We start from the raw sequence: 17,038 nt of genomic DNA, 5'->3' as shown, positions 1-17,038 counted from the left end.
GGAAGAAACGAGATGGATTTATGGTTTTCAGACTTCCATCAGGATAACGTCAAGTTGTCTATCAATGTGGAAAGAGAAGTTTATAGCGAACACAGTGAGTACCAGCATATTGCGGTGCTGGATTCTAAGGAATACGGGCGAATTTTGGCTCTTGATGGTGAGCTGATCACAACAGAGAAGGACGAATCCTTCTACAGCGAGATGGTGGTCCATGTGCCCATGAATACCAAGTCTGACATCAAAACAGTCCTGGTCATCGGTGGCTTAGATGGTGGTGTCTTGACCGAACTTGAGAAATACGAGACCATTGAGACCATCGATGTGGTGGAATTGGACCAGCGTGCCGTAGAAGTCTGCCAGGAATATCTGCCCCAAAGCAAAGTTGCCTTTCAGGATGAGCGGGTCAACCTCTATATTCAAGACGCCCTTAAATTTGTCCGCCGCAAGGAAAACGCCTATGACCTGATTATTGTTGACTCGGCCAATCCATTTGGGCTAAATGAAAGTTTATTCACAAGGGAATTTTATGGCAATTGCTACAATGCTCTGACAGAAAATGGCATTCTGATTAGCCAGCAGGCTAATAGTTTTTATCAAGAAGATGTGACAGCTTTTCGCCATATCAGGGATCGCCTGCAGGCTGTTTTTCCTCGGAATACGGTCTATCTGACCAGCGTGCCGAGTTATGCAGCGGGCTACCTCTTGGTCGGCTTTTCTTCTAAGGGCATTGATCCGAAAGAAAGTACCCAACTGGCCAGTCGCTCTGCCATTTCAACCCAGTACTACAACGACGACATCCATGTTGGAGCCTTTTACCTACCAAACTATATCAAGGAGATGTTAACCAGTGAAACCTAATGTAACAACCTTTATTGGCTGTGAGGCCAGCTACGAGGACAGCAAGATGGTCCTCTTTGGGGCGCCCTATGACAGCACGACCTCTTTTCGTCCAGGGACCCGCTTTGCTAGCACCGCTATTCGCAATGAAAGCTTTGGGATTGAGACCTACAGTCCCTACCAAGACAAGGATTTAGAAGACATTGCAGTCTTTGACGCGGGAGATTTGGAGTTGCCTTTTGGCAATACGGTTGAAACCCTCAAGATGCTAGAAGAGCAAGTCGCAGCCATTGCGCATGATGGTAAGTTGCCTATCATGATTGGCGGTGAACACTCTATTACAGCTGGACCAGTCAAGGCCATGTTGGAGCAATACCCAGACCTGCACATCATCCAGTTTGATGCCCACACAGACCTACGTGAGGACTACCTTGGTGTGCGAGAATCCCATGCCAGTGTCATCAGACGGTGTTGGGAGATGTTGGGAGATGGGCGGATCTTCCAATTTGGGATTCGATCTGGCCAGCGTGAAGAGTTTGAATGGGCCAAGGAGCATACCCATCTCCAAAAATTCAACTTTGATGGCCTAGAAGAAGTGGTTGAGCAGCTCAAGGGCAAGCCTGTTTACTTTACCCTTGATTTAGACGTTCTAGATCCGTCAGAATTTCCGGGAACCGGCACACCAGAAGCTGGAGGCGTTCGTTTTATGGACTTGATGAAGGCCATTGAGACTGTCAGCCAGCTCAACATTGTAGCTGCCGACATGAACGAGCTCTGCCCGATTTATGACCAATCTGGCCAATCAACAGCTCTGGCCTGCAAGCTCTTGCGTGAAATCATGCTCTATCTCTACAAATAGAGAAATTAGAAAGGAAAGAAAATGAGTAAAGCCCTTATTATTGGAGCTGGCGGGGTTGCCAGCGTAACGGTCCACAAATGTGTTCAAAACTACAAGGTGTTTGATGAAATCTGTATCGCCTCACGGACCAAGTCCAAATGCGATGCCTTGAAAGAAAAATTAGACGGGAAGGGCTGCAAGATTTCAACGGCTCAAGTAGATGCGGACAATGTGGACGAATTGATCGCTTTGATCAACGATTTCCAGCCAGACATCGTCATCAACTTGGCCCTTCCTTACCAAGATTTGACCATCATGGATGCTTGCTTGGCGACCAAGACCCACTACCTGGATACGGCCAACTATGAGCCAGAGGACACGGCTAAGTTCGAGTACAAGTGGCAATGGGACTACAAAAAACGCTTTGAAGAAGCGGGGATCACAGCCATCTTGGGATCTGGTTTTGACCCAGGGGTGACGGGTGTCTTCTCAGCCTATGCCCAAAAGCACTACTTCGATGAAATCAACTACATCGATATCTTGGATTGTAACGGCGGTGACCATGGCTACCCATTTGCGACCAACTTCAACCCTGAAATCAATATTCGCGAAGTCTCTGCCAATGGCCGTTACTGGGAAAATGGCGAGTGGGTCGAAACAAAGCCAATGGAAATCAAGCGTGTCTATGACTTTGACCAAGTGGGCGAGAAGGACATGTACCTCCTTTACCATGAAGAGTTGGAATCTCTGGCTCAAAACATCAAGGGTATCAAGCGCATCCGCTTCTTCATGACCTTTGGACAATCTTATCTCACCCATCTGAAATGTCTAGAAAATGTGGGCATGACCTCTATTGAGCCAATTATGTATGAAGGCAAGGAAATCATTCCGCTTCAATTCTTAAAAGCGGTGCTGCCAGACCCAGCTAGTTTGGGCCCACGGACCGTTGGGAAAACCAACATCGGCTGTATCTTCCAAGGCAAGAAAGACGGCAAGGATGTAACCTACTATGTCTACAATGTCTGTGACCACCAAGAATGTTATGCGGAGGTAGGTTCACAAGCCATCTCCTATACCACAGGTGTACCAGCTATGATTGGTGCTATGTTGGTGTTGAATGGCCAGTGGCAAAAACCAGGCGTCTTCAACGTGGAAGAGTTGAATCCGGATCCATTCATGGAAGCCTTGAACGAGTGGGGCTTGCCATGGCAAGAAGACTTTAACCCAGTCTTGGTGGACTAGATGACAGAGGCGACAATTCAGTGGTCGGTTGACAAGGTCCCGACCCCAGCCTTTGTGGTTGAAGAAAACTTACTTCGTCAAAACTTGGAAATTTTGGCCCGTGTCAAAGAAGAAGCAGGCTGCAAGATTCTCTTGGCGCAAAAAGCCTTTTCCATGTTTCACTTTTACCCCTTAATCGCTAAATACCTTGATGGGACAACAGCTAGTGGCATTCACGAAGCGAGACTGGGCTACGAAGAATTTGGTGGGGAGACCCATGTCTTTTCCCCAGCCTATCGACCAGAGGAAATCCAGGAGCTACTACCAATCTGCGATCACTTGGTCTTTAATTCTTTTAGCCAGTGGCATCGCTACAAGGATCAGGTTCTAGCCAGTGGCAAGTCTGCAGGCCTTCGAATCAATCCAGAATGCTCCACCCAAGAAGGCCATGCCATTTATGACCCGTGTTCTCCAGGTTCTCGATTGGGGATTCTGGATAGCCAGTTTGAGGGGCAAGATTTATCAGGGCTTGATGGCCTCCATTTCCACACCCTCTGTGAGCAAAATTCCGATGATTTGGTGACGACCCTCAAGGCGGTTGAAGCCAAGTTTGGACAGTACTTGTCGCAGATGAAATGGCTTAACTTTGGAGGAGGCCACCACATTAGCCGTGAAGAGTATGATGTGGACCTCTTGATTGCAGAAGTCAAACGTATCAAAGAAACCTATGGTGTCGAAGTCTATCTGGAGCCGGGAGAAGCTATTGCTTTAAATGCTGGCTATCTGGTTGCTCAAGTCTTGGACATCACAGAAAACCGTGGTGTTTTCAATGCCATCCTTGACACATCAGCGACCTGCCACATGCCAGATGTCCTTGAGATGCCTTACCGTCCGCATATCATCGGCTCTGGAGAACCTCATGAGCAACCCTATACCTATCGCCTGGGAGGCCCGACCTGTTTAGCGGGAGACCACATCGGGGAGTACAGCTTTGCCCAGCCTTTGGAAATTGGTAGCCGCCTTATTTTCTGTGATATGGCCATCTACTCCATGGTCAAGACCAATACCTTTAATGGCATGCCCTTGGCTTCCATCATGGCAGTAGATGCCCACAACCAAGTGAGCTTGGTCAAATCTTTTGGTTATGAGGAGTTTAAGAGGCGGCTTTCCTAAGAGCTACAGTCAATCGGAATTAAGGAAGGTCATTTAATACTTAATAAAAATCAAAATCTGAAGTATAATAGTTATATGACATTTACACAAGAACAAATCACAGAACTCAAATCAGCCCTCAAGGATAAACAGCTCTCTTCCTATCACAAACGGATTCAAGCAGTCTATTTGCGCTCACAAAAGTTGACTTACAAAACTATTTCTGACTTAATCGGTTTATCGCATGATACCATTTGGCGTTTGGTGAAAAAATATGAACAAGAAGGTCTCTCTGCTCTAACCCATGATGCACGAGGGGGACGTCATCGTTCTTATCTCACTTACGAAGAAGAAAAAGCCTTCTTAAAAGAACAGTTTGTTGGTAGTGCTTCAGGACAATTTGTCACCATTGCAGAGATGCATGAGGCTTATCAAAATAAAATCGGGAAGCAGACAACCCGAGAAGGATTCTATGCGCTGCTGAAGCGTCACGGGTGGCGCAAAGTGACACCAAGATCCGAACACCCTAAAAAGGCAGATGCCAAAACGATCTTGGCGTCTAAAAATAAAATCTACATTAGAGAAGACAAGAAAGCGCTTTAAGCATAGCCGTCGTTACCATAAAGTCAGACTTATGTACCAAGATGAAGCGGGGTTCGGTCGGATCGGTAAAATTGGGAAGGCTTGGGCACCAAAAGGTGTACGCCCTCATGTTCACAGCCACTATATCCGAGAATACCGATACTGCTATGGGGCTGTTGATGCGCATACAGGAGAATCCTTCTTCATCATTGCTGGTGGCTGTAATACAGACTGGATGAACGCATTTCTCAAGCAATTATCGGAAGCCTATCCTAATGATTACATTTTACTAGTCATGGATAATGCCGTATGGCATAAATCCAGCACCTTAGAGAAACCTGCCAATATTGGTTTTGAGTTCATCCCACCTTATACGCCTGAGATGAATCCGATTGAGCAAGTCTGGGCTGAGATTCGTAAGAGAGGGTTTAAGAATAAGGCCTTTAAGACGCTTGAGGATGTCATTGACAAGCTACAGGAAGTGATTCAAAGTCTGCATTGGTCTGTGTTGAAACCCATTGTTCATAGAAATTGGGTCTTTTCAGATTTTGATGTTAAATGAGTATAAGTCTGTTAACATTTCTATAAACAAATACCCACCGGCTTTTCATCATCAATGCTGCTGATGGATAGCTAGGTGGGTTTTCGTTGTTAAATATTAGTGATGATATTAAAGAAGCAGATGGAGAGCAATCCCAGAATCATGAGGCGATACATGAAGGTCACTTGTTTTTCACTCAGCAAGTGATTGATCTGGGTGCCGAGGTAGCCACCCAAAACAGCGGTAATCGCAATAATTGGAAACAAGGATAGGTCAAAAATCGTTTCAGATCTTGTTGCAAAAATGGCTAGCAATTTTGGAATTTGAGCAAAAAAGATCATGCCGATGGAGTAGGGGGTGGACTCTTTGACAGTCATTGACATGAAACCCAGAAGGACAATGACATTCAGGGGACCGCCACCGATGCCAAGGAAAACAGAGAGGGTTCCAACAGCCAAACCAAAACCAAAGATAGCAGGTTTAGCTTTGATGGCCAAGCTTGGAAGATACTCTTTAAAGATGGTGAAGAGAAGGACCGCTAGCAAGACCAAAAAGAGCAATATGGCTTGAATCATAGTTACTCTATTGTTGGGGAAAGACTGGGTCAGTGCTTTAAATATCCGATCTCCAAAGTAACCGCCTATAAGAGACCCACCAGCTAGTAGGAGCATGGTAATCTTGTTGAAGCCTTGGCCGCTCTTGCTGTGCTTGTAGAGAGAGGACAAACACATGGAAAAGACAGCAATGGTGGAATATACACCGATAGTACTGGCATTGTCCATGCCAATCAGGTCGAAAACAGGTTTGATAATAGCACCGCCTCCAGCACCCGTGATAGCGCCGAGACAGGTGGCTAAAAGGATAATGAGGCCATAAAGAAGTGCGGTCATAGCTTTCCTTTCTAAATTAACATTTCTTAGGAGATGCTTTCACCATTAGTAGCGATGACTTCCCTGTACCAGTAGAAGGATTTTTTCTTGAGCCGCTTAAAGGTGCCTTGACCACGATCATCAACATCTACATAAATGAAGCCATAGCGTTTTTTCATTTCACCAGTAGACCAAGCAACTAGGTCAATACACCCCCAGGGGGTGTAGCCCATAAGGTCAACCCCGTCCAAAACCACCGCATCCCGCATCGCACGAATATGGGTGGCTAAATAGTCGATGCGGTAATCATCGTTGATGGCGCCATCTTCTTCAATCACATCCATAGCACCTAAGCCATTTTCCACGATAAAAAGTGGCACGTGGTAGCGGTCATACATCTCAGAGAGGGCTATGCGTAAACCTAATGGATCCAAGGTCCAACCCCACTCTGAAACTTCCAGATAAGGGTTCTTGTAGCTGAGAATATTGTTACCGGGTGTCTTAGGGACGGTTGTATCCGTCGTAGACATGGTCGACATGTAGTAGCTAAAACTGATGAAGTCTACGGTCCCCTTAGCCAGGCAGTCCAAGTCGTCTGCTTCCATGGTAATGCGGATACCTTTACGTTCAAACTCCTTGAGCTTGTAGGCTGGATAGTAGCCTTTAACCATGACATCTAGATAGAACTCAACCTGCCGTTTATAGTAAATATTTGCCAAAACGTCCTCTGGCTTGGCAGTCATGGCATAGCTGGGGGCGTACATGACCATATTACCAATTTTTGCGTCTGGAATCAAGTCGTGACAAAGTTGAACAGCTCTGGCCGAAGCGATAAAGAGGTGGTGAACTGCCTGAAACTTGGTCTGTTCATCATTGGGATGAATCCCTAATTGTAGCCAAGATCGTAAGACATTGATTTCATTAAAGGTCAACCAATACTTGACCTTTTTTCGATAGCGTTTAAAAACAGTCTCAGCATAGTGAACAAAGAAATCCACCGTCTCACGACTCGAAAAACCATTGTAATGATCAGCCAAATAAAGCGGAATATCAAAGTGACAGAGGGTCACAAGAGGTTCAATACCGTACTTCAGGCATTCATCAAAAACCGCATCATAAAAGGCCAAACCGGCTTCATTAGGTTCTGTTTCTGTACCTGTTGGAAAAATCCGTGTCCAAGCGATGGACATCCGATAGGCCTTAAACCCCATTTCTGCCAATAGGGCAATGTCTTCCTTGTAATGGTGGTAAAAGTCAATAGCTGTGTGTGACGGGTAAAAGTCATCAGGATCGATGTAGCCTACCGCCCCTTCAGGCACCTTTGCCAACCGTTCCGCCTTGCAGACTCGACCGTCTACTGTTTGATAAGTGATTTGGCGAGGCTTGTTACGATCGCCGACGGTCAGGGTATCCATTGTCGTTAGCCCACGTCCGTCCTCTTGGTAGGCTCCTTCGATTTGATTAGCAGCTGTTGCACCGCCCCAAAGAAAATCTGTTTTGAATCCCATAGTCCTTCCTCCTTACCTTATCTTTAAGGAAGAGCCAAGACAGTCTCAACGGTACTGTCTTAGCTCAATTATTTTAGCTTATAAAATGTCACCTGAATAGACTGTGCCACTCGTTTTCAGTGGAATGGTTTTGCCCTTGCTATCTGTGATAATGGTCATGGTCGTTGGATCATAGCCTTTTGCTTTCAAGAGATCGAGGTCAACCTGAGCCAGGGCTTGGCCAGCCTTTACTTCCTGGCCTCGTTGGACTAGAGCTTTGAATCCTTGACCGTCTAGCTCAACCGTATTAATTCCGATATGGATCAAAACTTCGACGCCGTCAGGACGGACAATACCGTAGGCATGCCCTGTTGGAAAGACTGTCATCACGTCACCATTGACTGGTGCAACAATTGTTCCAGATCTTGGTACGACAGCTACACCATCTCCCATAGCCTTGCTAGCAAAAACCGGATCGTTGACATGTTCGAGGGCCATTAATTCCCCATCGACAGTTGCCACGACAGTATCGTCTGAGACAGTTGTGGCAGGAGTAGAAGATGAAGTATTCTCCTTTGGCAAGCCTAAGACGAAGGAGGCGATGAAGGATACCGCAAAAGCAATGGCACAACCGATACCAGCATGCATAATGACATGGGGCGCATCCGCACTAAAGTAACTTGGTAAAGAAAGCAGACCTGGCGGCACTTGAGCAAATCGTCCAACACCCATGATGCCCAGATAAAGACCAGCAATCCCGCCTCCAATCATAGCTGCGTAAAGCGGGCGTTTATACTTGAGGTTAATCCCGTAAAGCACAGGCTCGGTAATTCCCAAAATGGCAGATATCCCAGTAGAGATAGACAGTGCCTTGAGCTCTTTATCCTTAGCTTTAAGAACTAAAGCTAGTGCTGCTCCACCTTGGGCGATATTGGACACCATCATGCCGGGCCCTGCAACAGTGTCAATCCCCTTGGTCGCCAGCATGTTGATGCCAATTGGAATAACGCCGTAGTGCATCCCCGTCATAACAAGGAGGGGTGTCATTGCACCGATCACGGTCGGAACTAACCATGGAAGAGTAGTGTTCATGGCAGATACAACAGTGTTGAGACCGTCCCCCATCCAAGTTCCTAAAGGACCGATCAAGAGGAAGGTTGCTGGCATGACAATCAACAAGGTCACCATCGGCGCCAAGAAAATCCGTAAGACAGCTGGTGTGTATTTAGTGACGACTGGCTCAATATAGGATAAGAACCAGACAGCTAGAATAATAGGAATAACAGATGAGCTATAGTTGGCCAGTGTGACGGGCAAGCTTAGAAAATCAAGTCCCGTCCCAGCTTCACGCGCTGCAGCAACCATAGACACAAACGTCGGACTGATTAAGCTGGCCCCAACAGCCATGGCTAGGTATTGGTTAGTTTTGAATTTTTTAGCAGCAGATGCAGCTAAAATAACTGGCATAAAGTAGAAAATGGTATCACCGAAAATAGAGAGAAACTGGTAAGTCGTATCCGCTGGTTGTAACCAACCAAACATGGTTGACAAGGAGACAATAACCTTGATCATTCCAGCGCCAGCCATGACAGGGACGATTGGGACAAACATTCCGGCGATGGTGTCTAATACTTTAGCGATACCACGCTTGCCATCATCTACATGCGCGCTATCCTTGCCTGTGCTAAAATTTGCCTTAGACTTGATGGCCTTGAAGACATCTGCCACCTCTGGCCCGATAACGATCTGATATTGTCCTCCACTTTGGACAATATTGAGGATACCAGCTGTGTCCTTTAGCTGATCTGTCTGTGCTTTATCGTCGTCTTTGAGGTTGAAACGCAGACGGGTTGCGCAGTGGATGAGGGAATTGACATTATCCTCGCCACCCACTTTTTCGATAATCGTTTGTGCCAATGCTCTATAATCTTTAGCCATGACCGAAACTCCTTTAGTGTTGATAGTGTTATTGTAATGGCTTTCTTTTTAGGAGACAAGGCTTTTTAGCCATCTCTTATCAGTGTTGCGTAAATGGTTGTCAGGTGCATCAAAAAACCGCAACACTGTTGCGGCGCTCTGCTATTTTAAAAAAGCATTGATAATAGGATTATCGGACTTACGTTTCTTTTCATAGCCTCGGGAGAGTTCCATACGGTTACTATAATGACTGTCGTACTGGTGGGCAAAGACGTTGGCATAGAGCACATCAAGAACAAAAGATAGGGATAAGAGAGAGGAGAAATTCCCGAGGTTGTCTACTAGCTTCTCTCGAGTAGAGAGGTGGAGGGTCAAATCCGCTAACCGAGTCAGTTGATTATCTCCGTAGGACGTCAAGGCAAAAAATGGCAGCTTGCGCCGTCTAAGGACATCTGCCGTTTTGAGCAGTTGTTCAAGCTCTCCAGAGTAGGATAGGAGGATAAAACAAGTGGTTTTTGGAGCTGTTTTAGCCTGAAAGAACAAATTATCACCTCGTCGCTCTACCTGGACGGACTTGCCAATTTTCAACATCCGATTTTTAAAGGTTTCTGCCATCTCAAGTGGATCGCCCGCTGCACCAATGATGATATGTTGAGGCTCCAACAAGAGACAGGTTGCTTTTTGAAGGCTATCGTGTTCTAATAAGTCCAAACTATCCTCTACGGTGTCCTTGTAGAGAGTGGCTAATTTATTGGCCAAAGCCTTGTTCCTATCCTTGGCTGTGAAAGGCCGATTGGGATCGACCTGTTGAGACGTGCGTTCTAAATAATCTAATTCTTTTAGATAGGCTTCCTTAAAAGCATTGAAGCCTGCATAGCCAATCTGTTGGCAAAAGCGGCTAACGGTAGAAGGGGCTATGTAAAGTTCATTGGCTATCGCTCGTGAGCTCTTATGCTTTAACTCTCGACCAGCGTTGATAAAATAATCGGATAAACTGGCTTCAGTGGCCGTCATCCTCTCTTTTTGAGTTAGTTTTTCTAGTATTAACATAGCGCCTCCTTTTTGCTACCAACTTTTCGATCTATTATATTATACCATTAAGCAGATAAGAGGAGTGTTTCTTAGTAAAAAGCTGAAATTCCTCTCAAAAAATGATAGAATAGGAAAAAGAAAACTTTGAGGATAGTGTCTATGAAATTTTTAGAATTGAATAAAAAGCGACATGCTTACAAAACATTTAACGACATGCCTGTCAATCTTAAAGATATTCGAACGGCGATTGAAGTGGCAACTTTGGCGCCCAGTGCTAATAATATCCAGCCTTGGAAGTTTGTCATTGTCAAGGAGCGTAAGGACCAGTTGGCTGAACACATGTTTGGTGCCAATGCTACGCAAGCAGAGAGCGCTCAGTACGTGGTAGCTCTCTTTACAGATACGGACTTGGCCAAACGTTCACGCAAGATTGCAAGGGTTGGGATCAAGGACTTGCCAGAAGAGTTTTTGGAGCATTTTATGCGCACCTTGCCAGCTCGCTTCAGCCAATATGACGAGCAAACAAAGAGTGATTATCTTGCCTTGAATGCTGGGCTTGTGGCCATGAATTTTGTTTTGGCTTTGACGGATCAGAAAATAGCTAGCAATATTATTCTAGGATTTGATAAGACCAAGGTCAACGAGGTGCTAGATATCGACAGCCGTTTCCGTCCAGAACTCTTGATTACGGTTGGTTACAGCGACGACAGACCTGAACCGACTTATCGCCTACCGGTGGACGAGGTGATTGAGCACCGCTAGGAGGCAGCTCTGCCATTTCCAAAAAAATCAGTAAAAAGTTGCTACCCCTTATCATCAAAAAACAAAGGAGAACACATGACCATTAACTTTCAAGCAGAAGTAGAGAAACGAAAAGACGACCTATTGGCGGATTTGACTGCCATTCTCAGCATCAAGTCTGAGCGTGAGGACGACAAAGCCGATGACCAGCACCCTTTTGGACCTGGTCCAGTTCGTGCCCTGGAGCATTTCCTCGCCATGGCGGAGCGTGACGGCTACACCACGACAAATATTGACAACTACGCTGGGCACTTTGAGTTTGGCGAGGGGGATGAGGTGTTGGGGATTTTTGGGCACTTGGACGTGGTGCCTGCTGGTTCGGGTTGGGACACTGACCCCTACACTCCAGTGATTAAAGACGATCGCCTCTACGCTCGTGGCTCGTCTGACGACAAGGGCCCAACCATGGCCTGCTATTACGGTCTCAAAATCATCAAGGAACTTGGCTTGCCAACCTCCAAAAAAGTCCGCTTCATTGTCGGCACTGATGAAGAGTCTGGCTGGGCGGACATGGATTACTACTTCGAGCATGTGGGGCTACCCCTGCCTGATTTCGGCTTCTCGCCTGACGCGGAGTTCCCGATTATCAACGGTGAGAAGGGCAACATCACAGCCTATCTGCACTACGCTGGGAGCAATGGCGGAGCAGTGATCTTGCTCAGTTTCCAAGGCGGTCTAAGGGAGAACATGGTGCCTGAGTCAGCCACCGCAGAGCTGACAGGTCTTGACTTGGCAACAGCTCAGGCAGCCCTTGCTGACTTCCTCTCTGCCCACCCAGAGGTGCGTGGTGAGGTCACAGGTGATGATCAGCTGACCATCACTATCCATGGCAAATCAGCCCATGGCTCAACCCCAGAAGAGGGTGTTAACGGTGCGACCTATCTGGCTAAATTCCTGACCCAGTTTGACTTGGCAGGTGCCGCTAAAGACTACATCACTATCATTGCGGATAAACTCCATCAAGATTTCTTAGCGGTCAACCTGGGTGTTGCTTACACTGATGAGCGCATGGGTGATTTGACCATGAACGCTGGGGTCTTTAGCTTTGAAGCTGACCAAGCAGACAACACCATCGCCCTCAACTTCCGCTATCCAAAAGGAACTGACCCAGAAACCATCAAAGCGCAACTGGAACAGCTGGCAACTGTTCAGAAAGTGACCTTGTCAGACCACGGTCACGTGCCACACTACACCCCGCTGGAAGACCCGCTGGTGCAGACGCTGCTGTCTGTTTACGAGAAGCAAACCGGTCTCAAGGGGCATGAAATGGTTATCGGAGGCGGAACTTTTGGTCGTCTGCTCAAGCGTGGGGTCGCTTATGGCGCCATGTTCCCAAATTCCATCAACACCATGCACCAAGCGAACGAGTTTATGGCACTGGATGATATTTTCCGCTCAGCAGCCATCTACGCAGAAGCTATTTATGAGTTGATTAAGTAGACCTGTGTTTTAAAAAGTGGTTCATCTTGGCCCGAATGTGGAAAATTGTGCTAAAACGGTGAGTCATCAAAATCATTGCGTAAAGCACTTTTATATCAGTATTTAGAAGATAGTTGTTAGGTTGGTGCAAACAGGTAGCGGAACCCTCAGTGAACCACTATTAAGCAGACGAAATGAATGTATCCTGAGGTTGAGGGTGTTTCTCAACCTCTTTAACTAAAGAGGTGGATACTTTGATTAACCAAGACATGTTAAAAAAAGAGATTATGGCTGATCCTGCAAACAGGTCTTATACAGACCTTGGGATTACTCCCTTGTTTGAGGCACCAGAAACAGCTAAAATTTTAATCATTGGACAAGCGCCAGGGCAAAAGACTCAAGAAGCAGGTGTCTGTTTCAAGGATCGTTCAGGAGACCGCTTGAGAAACTGGCTGGGTGTCGATGAAGGGACTTTTTATCGGTCGGGGCATTTTGGGATCTTACCCATGGATTTTTATTTTCCAGGTAAGGGAACGTCTGGAGATTTACCGCCTAGGCCTGATTTTGCGGCCAAATGGCATCCTAAACTACTAGCTCTCATGCCCCAGGTAGAACTCATTTGCCTAGTGGGAATCTATGCTCAAAAAGCCTACCTGGACTTGCCATTAAAGGCCAGTCTGACCCAGACAGTTCAAGCCTACCAAGCATTTGGACCACTTTATTTTCCCTTGGTGCATCCATCTCCGCGTAATCAGATTTGGATGGCCAAAAATCCTTGGTTTGAAACAGATGTTTTGCCAGCTCTAAAAGAGCGCGTTAAGAAGATATTAAGCACGTGTCCTAGCCTTTAAGAATTTTAAAGGCCACCATAAAAAATCTCTATTGGACGCTTCTTTTTCTCTATGATAAGATAGGACTATCATCAAAGAGGAGGAGACAGCCATGAAGCCCGTTATTGTTGGAATTACAGGAAATGAGAAGGAAATCCCAGCTATGTCAGGGATCACTTATGATGCTGTCCCGCGTTCTTTGTCGGAGGCAGTGAAGACAGCTGGTGGAGTTCCCATTGTTTTGCCTTTGGGGACACCTGACTTGGCCCCTGCCTATATTTCTATGATTGATAAGTTGGTCCTGTCAGGTGGCCAGCATGTCGATCCGCGCTATTATGGGGAAGAAAAATTAGTGGATAGTGAAGATTATTCCCCAGAGCGAGATGACTTTGAATTGGCCTTGATCAAGGAAGCCCTGAAGCAGAAGAAACCCATTTTTGCGGTTTGCCGAGGCATGCAACTCCTAAATGTTGCCCTTGGCGGTAGCCTGCATCAAGAAACGAAGGGACATTTACAGGACAAGTTACTTGGTACCCACCATCAGATTGATGTGGTGCCTAATACCAAGTTTTCAACCCTTTTGCAGTCGGGACTTCAGATCAATTCGATCCACAGCCAGAGCATTAAACAGCTGGCTCCTGGTTTGACATTAACCGCTAGAGACCCTAGAGATGGGACTATCGAGGCCTACGAAGGTACGATTGGCTCACCAGTGATTGGTTTGCAGTGGCATCCAGAATTTTTGCTGGAAGATGGCCATCACAGCCGCCTCTTTCACTACCTGGTCCACAGTATGTAATTAATAGAATGTCAGGCTTGGCTTTATGGTCAGGTCTTTTTTCATGGTAATCGAACTATCCGATGTCGTGAAGTGGATTTTTAGCGCTAATACTCTTTGAAAATCACAGATAGCCGTTGTCAACTCGCTTCGATGAACCCCGGTGCTATCATCAGCTTCCTTTTCTAGGCTAGATTGATTTTCTTTGAATAGAAGTAAACAGATAATAGACCCTTCTTTTTTTGAAAAAAGTTGTCACTATTGTTAATTTGTGCTATAATGGGTTTAAAGAGATCAAACATATTTGACATAAGGAATGGAGATTTAAGAAGAAGGTAGCTTTTCTTGTTTTCAATGGTGGTGAACTAAGGAGGTGATACCGATGAAAACAATTCTAAAAAGGATACTGGTACTTAGCCTGACAGCAGGTATCTTGATCTTGGTTACTTATCAACAGCCAGAGGGAGTTAAGGCAGAGTCCTCAACCGTCAATTTAGTAACGACAGTATCTGGGACAACTTCGGACTATAGCGGAGCGGTCGATATGGCCATGCTGGATCAAAGTATTTCCAAACAGGTTAGCTTGCACACCTTGCGGCAGAAGATGCCCCTTGGTGATGTCGACTTACAGCTGGCTATTCCTGTTCAACTCTATCAGGATGGTTCATTTAGGCAAATTAACACCATCCAATCCTGGCACTTGGTGGTAAAAGAAGCTCCTAGTGAGGCCTGGTTTGAAAGTCAGACGGTTAGTGTCTGGCCAGTAGGGGACCAATTGCCGACCACACGAATTCTTTATGCTGTCAATGGGACCTTAATGACCAAGGTCGCCCAGAGCGATGCAGGGCTCATGACCCAAGTCCTAGAGGCTGGTTTTAAATTTAGTCACGAGTCAGAAGGGTATGCCTATTACCGAATCCCTGTCAGTCAAAACGGTTCTATCCATTTGTACTAAAAAATTGTCCAACAAGGTCTCAGCTTCGGCTGGCCTTTTTAATTTTGAGACTAATCCCCCCTGGAAAAATTCGAAACTAGATTTCTTGCTTATAAGATATGATTAGGATATAATAGAGTCTATTCGTGCTCAATAGGCTTGAAAAGACAGGCATCAACTGGTTCGGCACAATGGAGAATCTATTGGCAGCCACATTGACCATTTATTAAAAAGAACATGATAAAGAGCCAGTCAGTTGCTCCAAGGTACGACCGTGGTTTTCAAGTTTGCTTTTATGAGCTATCCGTATTAAATAGAGGAGGCAGTCGGTATGACGGCAAAATTAACCAAAAAAGATTACCTATTTATAGGTTCTATGCTATTTGGGATTATGTTTGGGGCGGGGAATTTGATTTTTCCGGTCTTTATGGGACAGGAAGCAGGGGCAGCGGTTTGGCCTGCTGTGATCGGCTTTCTTCTCTCTGCTATTGGGTTTCCGTTTTTAGCTATTGTCGGCATGGCTTTGACCAGGAGCAACAGTGTTTACGAGCTTGCTTCGAGGGTTAGTAAGGGATATGGCCGTTTCTTTACCATTTTGCTTTACCTTGTGATTGGGCCCTTTTTTGCCATTCCACGCTTAGCGAGCACTTCTTTTCAGATTGGTCTGGTTCCTTTTGTTAGTCAAGAGCATCATCAGCTAGCCTTAGCAATCTACTCGATCTTTTTCTTTGGTCTGGCCTTCTTGCTCTCTAGGCAATCTGGTCAGTTGCTGGCCTATGTCGGTAAATGGCTCAATCCTATTTTCCTAATCGTTCTGGGAGTCCTGTTGACGATGGTAGTTCTTTCACCTATGGGGAGCAGTAGTCAGATGGCCATTCAAGAAGCTTATAGGATCAGCCCCTTGGCTAAAGGATTTTTGGATGGGTACAATACTCTCGATGTTTTAGCAGCTTTGGCCTTTGCGATTGTGGTTATTTCAGCACTTAAGCGTTTGGGAGTCACAGAACCGAAACAACTAGCTTCTGATATGGTTAAATCTGGCTCAATTAGCATGGTGTTGATGGCTGTCATCTATGCCCTTTTGGCCTATGCAGGGGCCACCAGTTTGGGACAATTTCCACTGGCTGCTAATGGTGGTGATGCTTTGGCACAGATTGCAGCCCATTATTTGGGGACCATTGGCAATGTCTTGCTGGCCTTGATTGTCTTCTTTGGATGTTTAAAAACAGCAGTTGGCCTATTGACTGCCTTCTCAGAGACCTTTGCTGAGATGTTTCCCTCCATCTCCTACCAGAGTTTTCTCATTGTGACGACCATTTTCCCTGCGATTTTTGCTAATGTTGGCCTGACTAATATCATTGCCTATTCAATTCCAGTTCTAATGTTTCTCTACCCCTTAGCTATTGTCTTGGTGATGTTAGCGCTGCTGGAAAAATGGCTCAAAGGAAACTCGGGTGTTTACCGTTGGACCGTTGGTTTTACGCTTTTGCCAGCTATTCTAGATGGCTTAGCAGCTTCGCCTTGGAATTCAGCCAGTTGGATCGAGCAACTCTCAAGTCTAGCAGCAGCTAAACTACCATTTTATACGATTGGAATGGGTTGGGTTCTTCCTGCCTTGTTGGGGTTGGCTCTGGGCGTTTTGTTCCACCATCAACAAATTAAAAAGGCCAGTGTGTAACTTAATTTTTGAAAAAGACTTTAAAAGGAGGCCGGGCAAAAACTAGTTTCAAAATAAAACCACGCAGTGATTTCTGTCTTGAAAACAATCAAGATGAAAGAATCACTGTGTGGTTTTTGAAT

15 protein-coding genes are annotated in these 17,038 nt (G+C 45.9%); 11 read left to right on the top strand and 4 right to left on the bottom strand.

Going from position 1 to position 17,038, the window contains the following annotated elements; genetic code table 11:
- The first annotated feature begins 12 nt into the window (after window positions 1-12).
- The 5 genes from speE to ABID29_RS06265 all read left to right on the top strand — a co-directional run bounded on the left by speE (window position 13) and on the right by ABID29_RS06265 (window position 5,192).
- Window positions 13-858: a polyamine aminopropyltransferase gene (gene speE, locus ABID29_RS06285; protein ID WP_354365191.1), complete on the top strand. Its 846-nt coding sequence runs from the start codon at window positions 13-15 to the stop codon at window positions 856-858.
- Window positions 848-1,696 (top strand): agmatinase, encoded by an 849-nt coding sequence (speB, locus tag ABID29_RS06280; protein WP_354365190.1) that lies wholly within the window; start codon window positions 848-850, stop codon window positions 1,694-1,696. Before speE ends, speB begins: the two co-directional genes overlap by 11 nt.
- 21 nt (window positions 1,697-1,717) lie before the next feature.
- Window positions 1,718-2,917: a saccharopine dehydrogenase family protein gene (locus ABID29_RS06275; RefSeq protein WP_354365189.1), complete on the top strand. Its 1,200-nt coding sequence runs from the start codon at window positions 1,718-1,720 to the stop codon at window positions 2,915-2,917.
- Entirely contained in the window at window positions 2,918-4,069 is a 1,152-nt protein-coding gene (nspC, locus tag ABID29_RS06270; RefSeq protein ID WP_354365187.1) for a carboxynorspermidine decarboxylase, read from the top strand. It abuts the gene before it with no gap.
- Window positions 4,070-4,144: 75 nt separating this feature from the next.
- Window positions 4,145-5,192 (top strand): IS630 family transposase gene (locus ABID29_RS06265; RefSeq protein ID WP_354365185.1). Its coding sequence is split into 2 segments (ribosomal slippage): window positions 4,145-4,582 and window positions 4,584-5,192, totalling 1,047 coding nucleotides; the frame shifts between segments, so codons are not numbered across the junction.
- An 89-nt stretch (window positions 5,193-5,281) separates the two neighbouring features.
- Here ABID29_RS06265 and ABID29_RS06260 read toward each other — a convergent pair.
- From ABID29_RS06260 to ABID29_RS06245, 4 genes are all read right to left on the bottom strand, one after another.
- Window positions 5,282-6,061, bottom strand: coding sequence for a sulfite exporter TauE/SafE family protein (locus ABID29_RS06260; protein ID WP_354365184.1), 780 nt, complete (start codon window positions 6,059-6,061; stop codon window positions 5,282-5,284).
- Between the two features lie 26 nt (window positions 6,062-6,087).
- Complete coding sequence (locus tag ABID29_RS06255) at window positions 6,088-7,548, bottom strand: glycoside hydrolase family 1 protein (protein ID WP_354365182.1); 1,461 nt, start codon at window positions 7,546-7,548, stop codon at window positions 6,088-6,090.
- A 78-nt stretch (window positions 7,549-7,626) separates the two neighbouring features.
- A complete protein-coding gene (locus ABID29_RS06250; RefSeq protein ID WP_354365181.1) occupies window positions 7,627-9,465 on the bottom strand; it encodes a beta-glucoside-specific PTS transporter subunit IIABC in 1,839 nt (612 codons plus the stop codon).
- A gap of 141 nt (window positions 9,466-9,606) precedes the next feature.
- The gene (locus tag ABID29_RS06245; RefSeq protein ID WP_354365180.1) at window positions 9,607-10,494 is read right to left on the bottom strand and encodes a MurR/RpiR family transcriptional regulator; all 888 of its coding nucleotides are present in this window, start codon (window positions 10,492-10,494) and stop codon (window positions 9,607-9,609) included.
- 141 nt (window positions 10,495-10,635) lie between these two features.
- Here ABID29_RS06245 and ABID29_RS06240 point away from each other — a divergent pair, with 141 nt between their 5' ends.
- The 6 genes from ABID29_RS06240 to brnQ all read left to right on the top strand — a co-directional run bounded on the left by ABID29_RS06240 (window position 10,636) and on the right by brnQ (window position 16,916).
- The gene (locus ABID29_RS06240; RefSeq protein ID WP_354365178.1) at window positions 10,636-11,238 is read left to right on the top strand and encodes a nitroreductase family protein; all 603 of its coding nucleotides are present in this window, start codon (window positions 10,636-10,638) and stop codon (window positions 11,236-11,238) included.
- 75 nt (window positions 11,239-11,313) lie between these two features.
- The gene (gene pepV, locus ABID29_RS06235; RefSeq protein WP_354365176.1) at window positions 11,314-12,717 is read left to right on the top strand and encodes a dipeptidase PepV; all 1,404 of its coding nucleotides are present in this window, start codon (window positions 11,314-11,316) and stop codon (window positions 12,715-12,717) included.
- Window positions 12,718-12,983: 266 nt separating this feature from the next.
- The gene (locus ABID29_RS06230) at window positions 12,984-13,547 is read left to right on the top strand and encodes a uracil-DNA glycosylase family protein (RefSeq protein ID WP_435533155.1); all 564 of its coding nucleotides are present in this window, start codon (window positions 12,984-12,986) and stop codon (window positions 13,545-13,547) included.
- A gap of 91 nt (window positions 13,548-13,638) precedes the next feature.
- Window positions 13,639-14,325: a gamma-glutamyl-gamma-aminobutyrate hydrolase family protein gene (locus tag ABID29_RS06225; RefSeq protein WP_354365174.1), complete on the top strand. Its 687-nt coding sequence runs from the start codon at window positions 13,639-13,641 to the stop codon at window positions 14,323-14,325.
- A gap of 361 nt (window positions 14,326-14,686) precedes the next feature.
- The gene (locus ABID29_RS06220; RefSeq protein ID WP_354365173.1) at window positions 14,687-15,259 is read left to right on the top strand and encodes a hypothetical protein; all 573 of its coding nucleotides are present in this window, start codon (window positions 14,687-14,689) and stop codon (window positions 15,257-15,259) included.
- 310 nt (window positions 15,260-15,569) lie between these two features.
- Window positions 15,570-16,916 carry a branched-chain amino acid transport system II carrier protein gene (gene brnQ, locus ABID29_RS06215; RefSeq protein WP_354365172.1) on the top strand — a complete coding sequence of 449 codons (1,347 nt, stop codon included), beginning with the start codon at window positions 15,570-15,572 and terminating at the stop codon, window positions 16,914-16,916.
- The last annotated feature ends 122 nt before the right edge of the window (window positions 16,917-17,038 follow it).

The sequence above is a fragment of the Streptococcus rupicaprae genome (assembly GCF_040545225.1).
Classification (GTDB): Bacteria; Bacillota; Bacilli; order Lactobacillales; family Streptococcaceae; genus Streptococcus; species Streptococcus rupicaprae.
The sequence above is the reverse complement of the archived record's forward strand: the minus strand, read 5'-3'. Positions and strand labels throughout refer to the sequence as shown.

Bases quoted from the DNA above. Each gene is read 5' to 3' on its own strand.
- speE (WP_354365191.1), top strand. From the start codon at position 13: ATGGATTTATGGTTTTCAGACTTCCATCAGGATAACGTCAAGTTGTCT.
- ABID29_RS06275 (WP_354365189.1), top strand. From the start codon at position 1,718: ATGAGTAAAGCCCTTATTATTGGAGCTGGCGGGGTTGCCAGCGTAACG.
- nspC (WP_354365187.1), top strand. From the start codon at position 2,918: ATGACAGAGGCGACAATTCAGTGGTCGGTTGACAAGGTCCCGACCCCA.
- ABID29_RS06260 (WP_354365184.1), bottom strand. From the start codon at position 6,061: ATGACCGCACTTCTTTATGGCCTCATTATCCTTTTAGCCACCTGTCTC.
- ABID29_RS06255 (WP_354365182.1), bottom strand. From the start codon at position 7,548: ATGGGATTCAAAACAGATTTTCTTTGGGGCGGTGCAACAGCTGCTAAT.
- ABID29_RS06250 (WP_354365181.1), bottom strand. From the start codon at position 9,465: ATGGCTAAAGATTATAGAGCATTGGCACAAACGATTATCGAAAAAGTG.
- ABID29_RS06245 (WP_354365180.1), bottom strand. From the start codon at position 10,494: ATGTTAATACTAGAAAAACTAACTCAAAAAGAGAGGATGACGGCCACT.
- ABID29_RS06240 (WP_354365178.1), top strand. From the start codon at position 10,636: ATGAAATTTTTAGAATTGAATAAAAAGCGACATGCTTACAAAACATTT.
- pepV (WP_354365176.1), top strand. From the start codon at position 11,314: ATGACCATTAACTTTCAAGCAGAAGTAGAGAAACGAAAAGACGACCTA.
- ABID29_RS06230 (WP_435533155.1), top strand. From the start codon at position 12,984: ATGGCTGATCCTGCAAACAGGTCTTATACAGACCTTGGGATTACTCCC.
- ABID29_RS06225 (WP_354365174.1), top strand. From the start codon at position 13,639: ATGAAGCCCGTTATTGTTGGAATTACAGGAAATGAGAAGGAAATCCCA.
- ABID29_RS06220 (WP_354365173.1), top strand. From the start codon at position 14,687: ATGAAAACAATTCTAAAAAGGATACTGGTACTTAGCCTGACAGCAGGT.
- brnQ (WP_354365172.1), top strand. From the start codon at position 15,570: ATGACGGCAAAATTAACCAAAAAAGATTACCTATTTATAGGTTCTATG.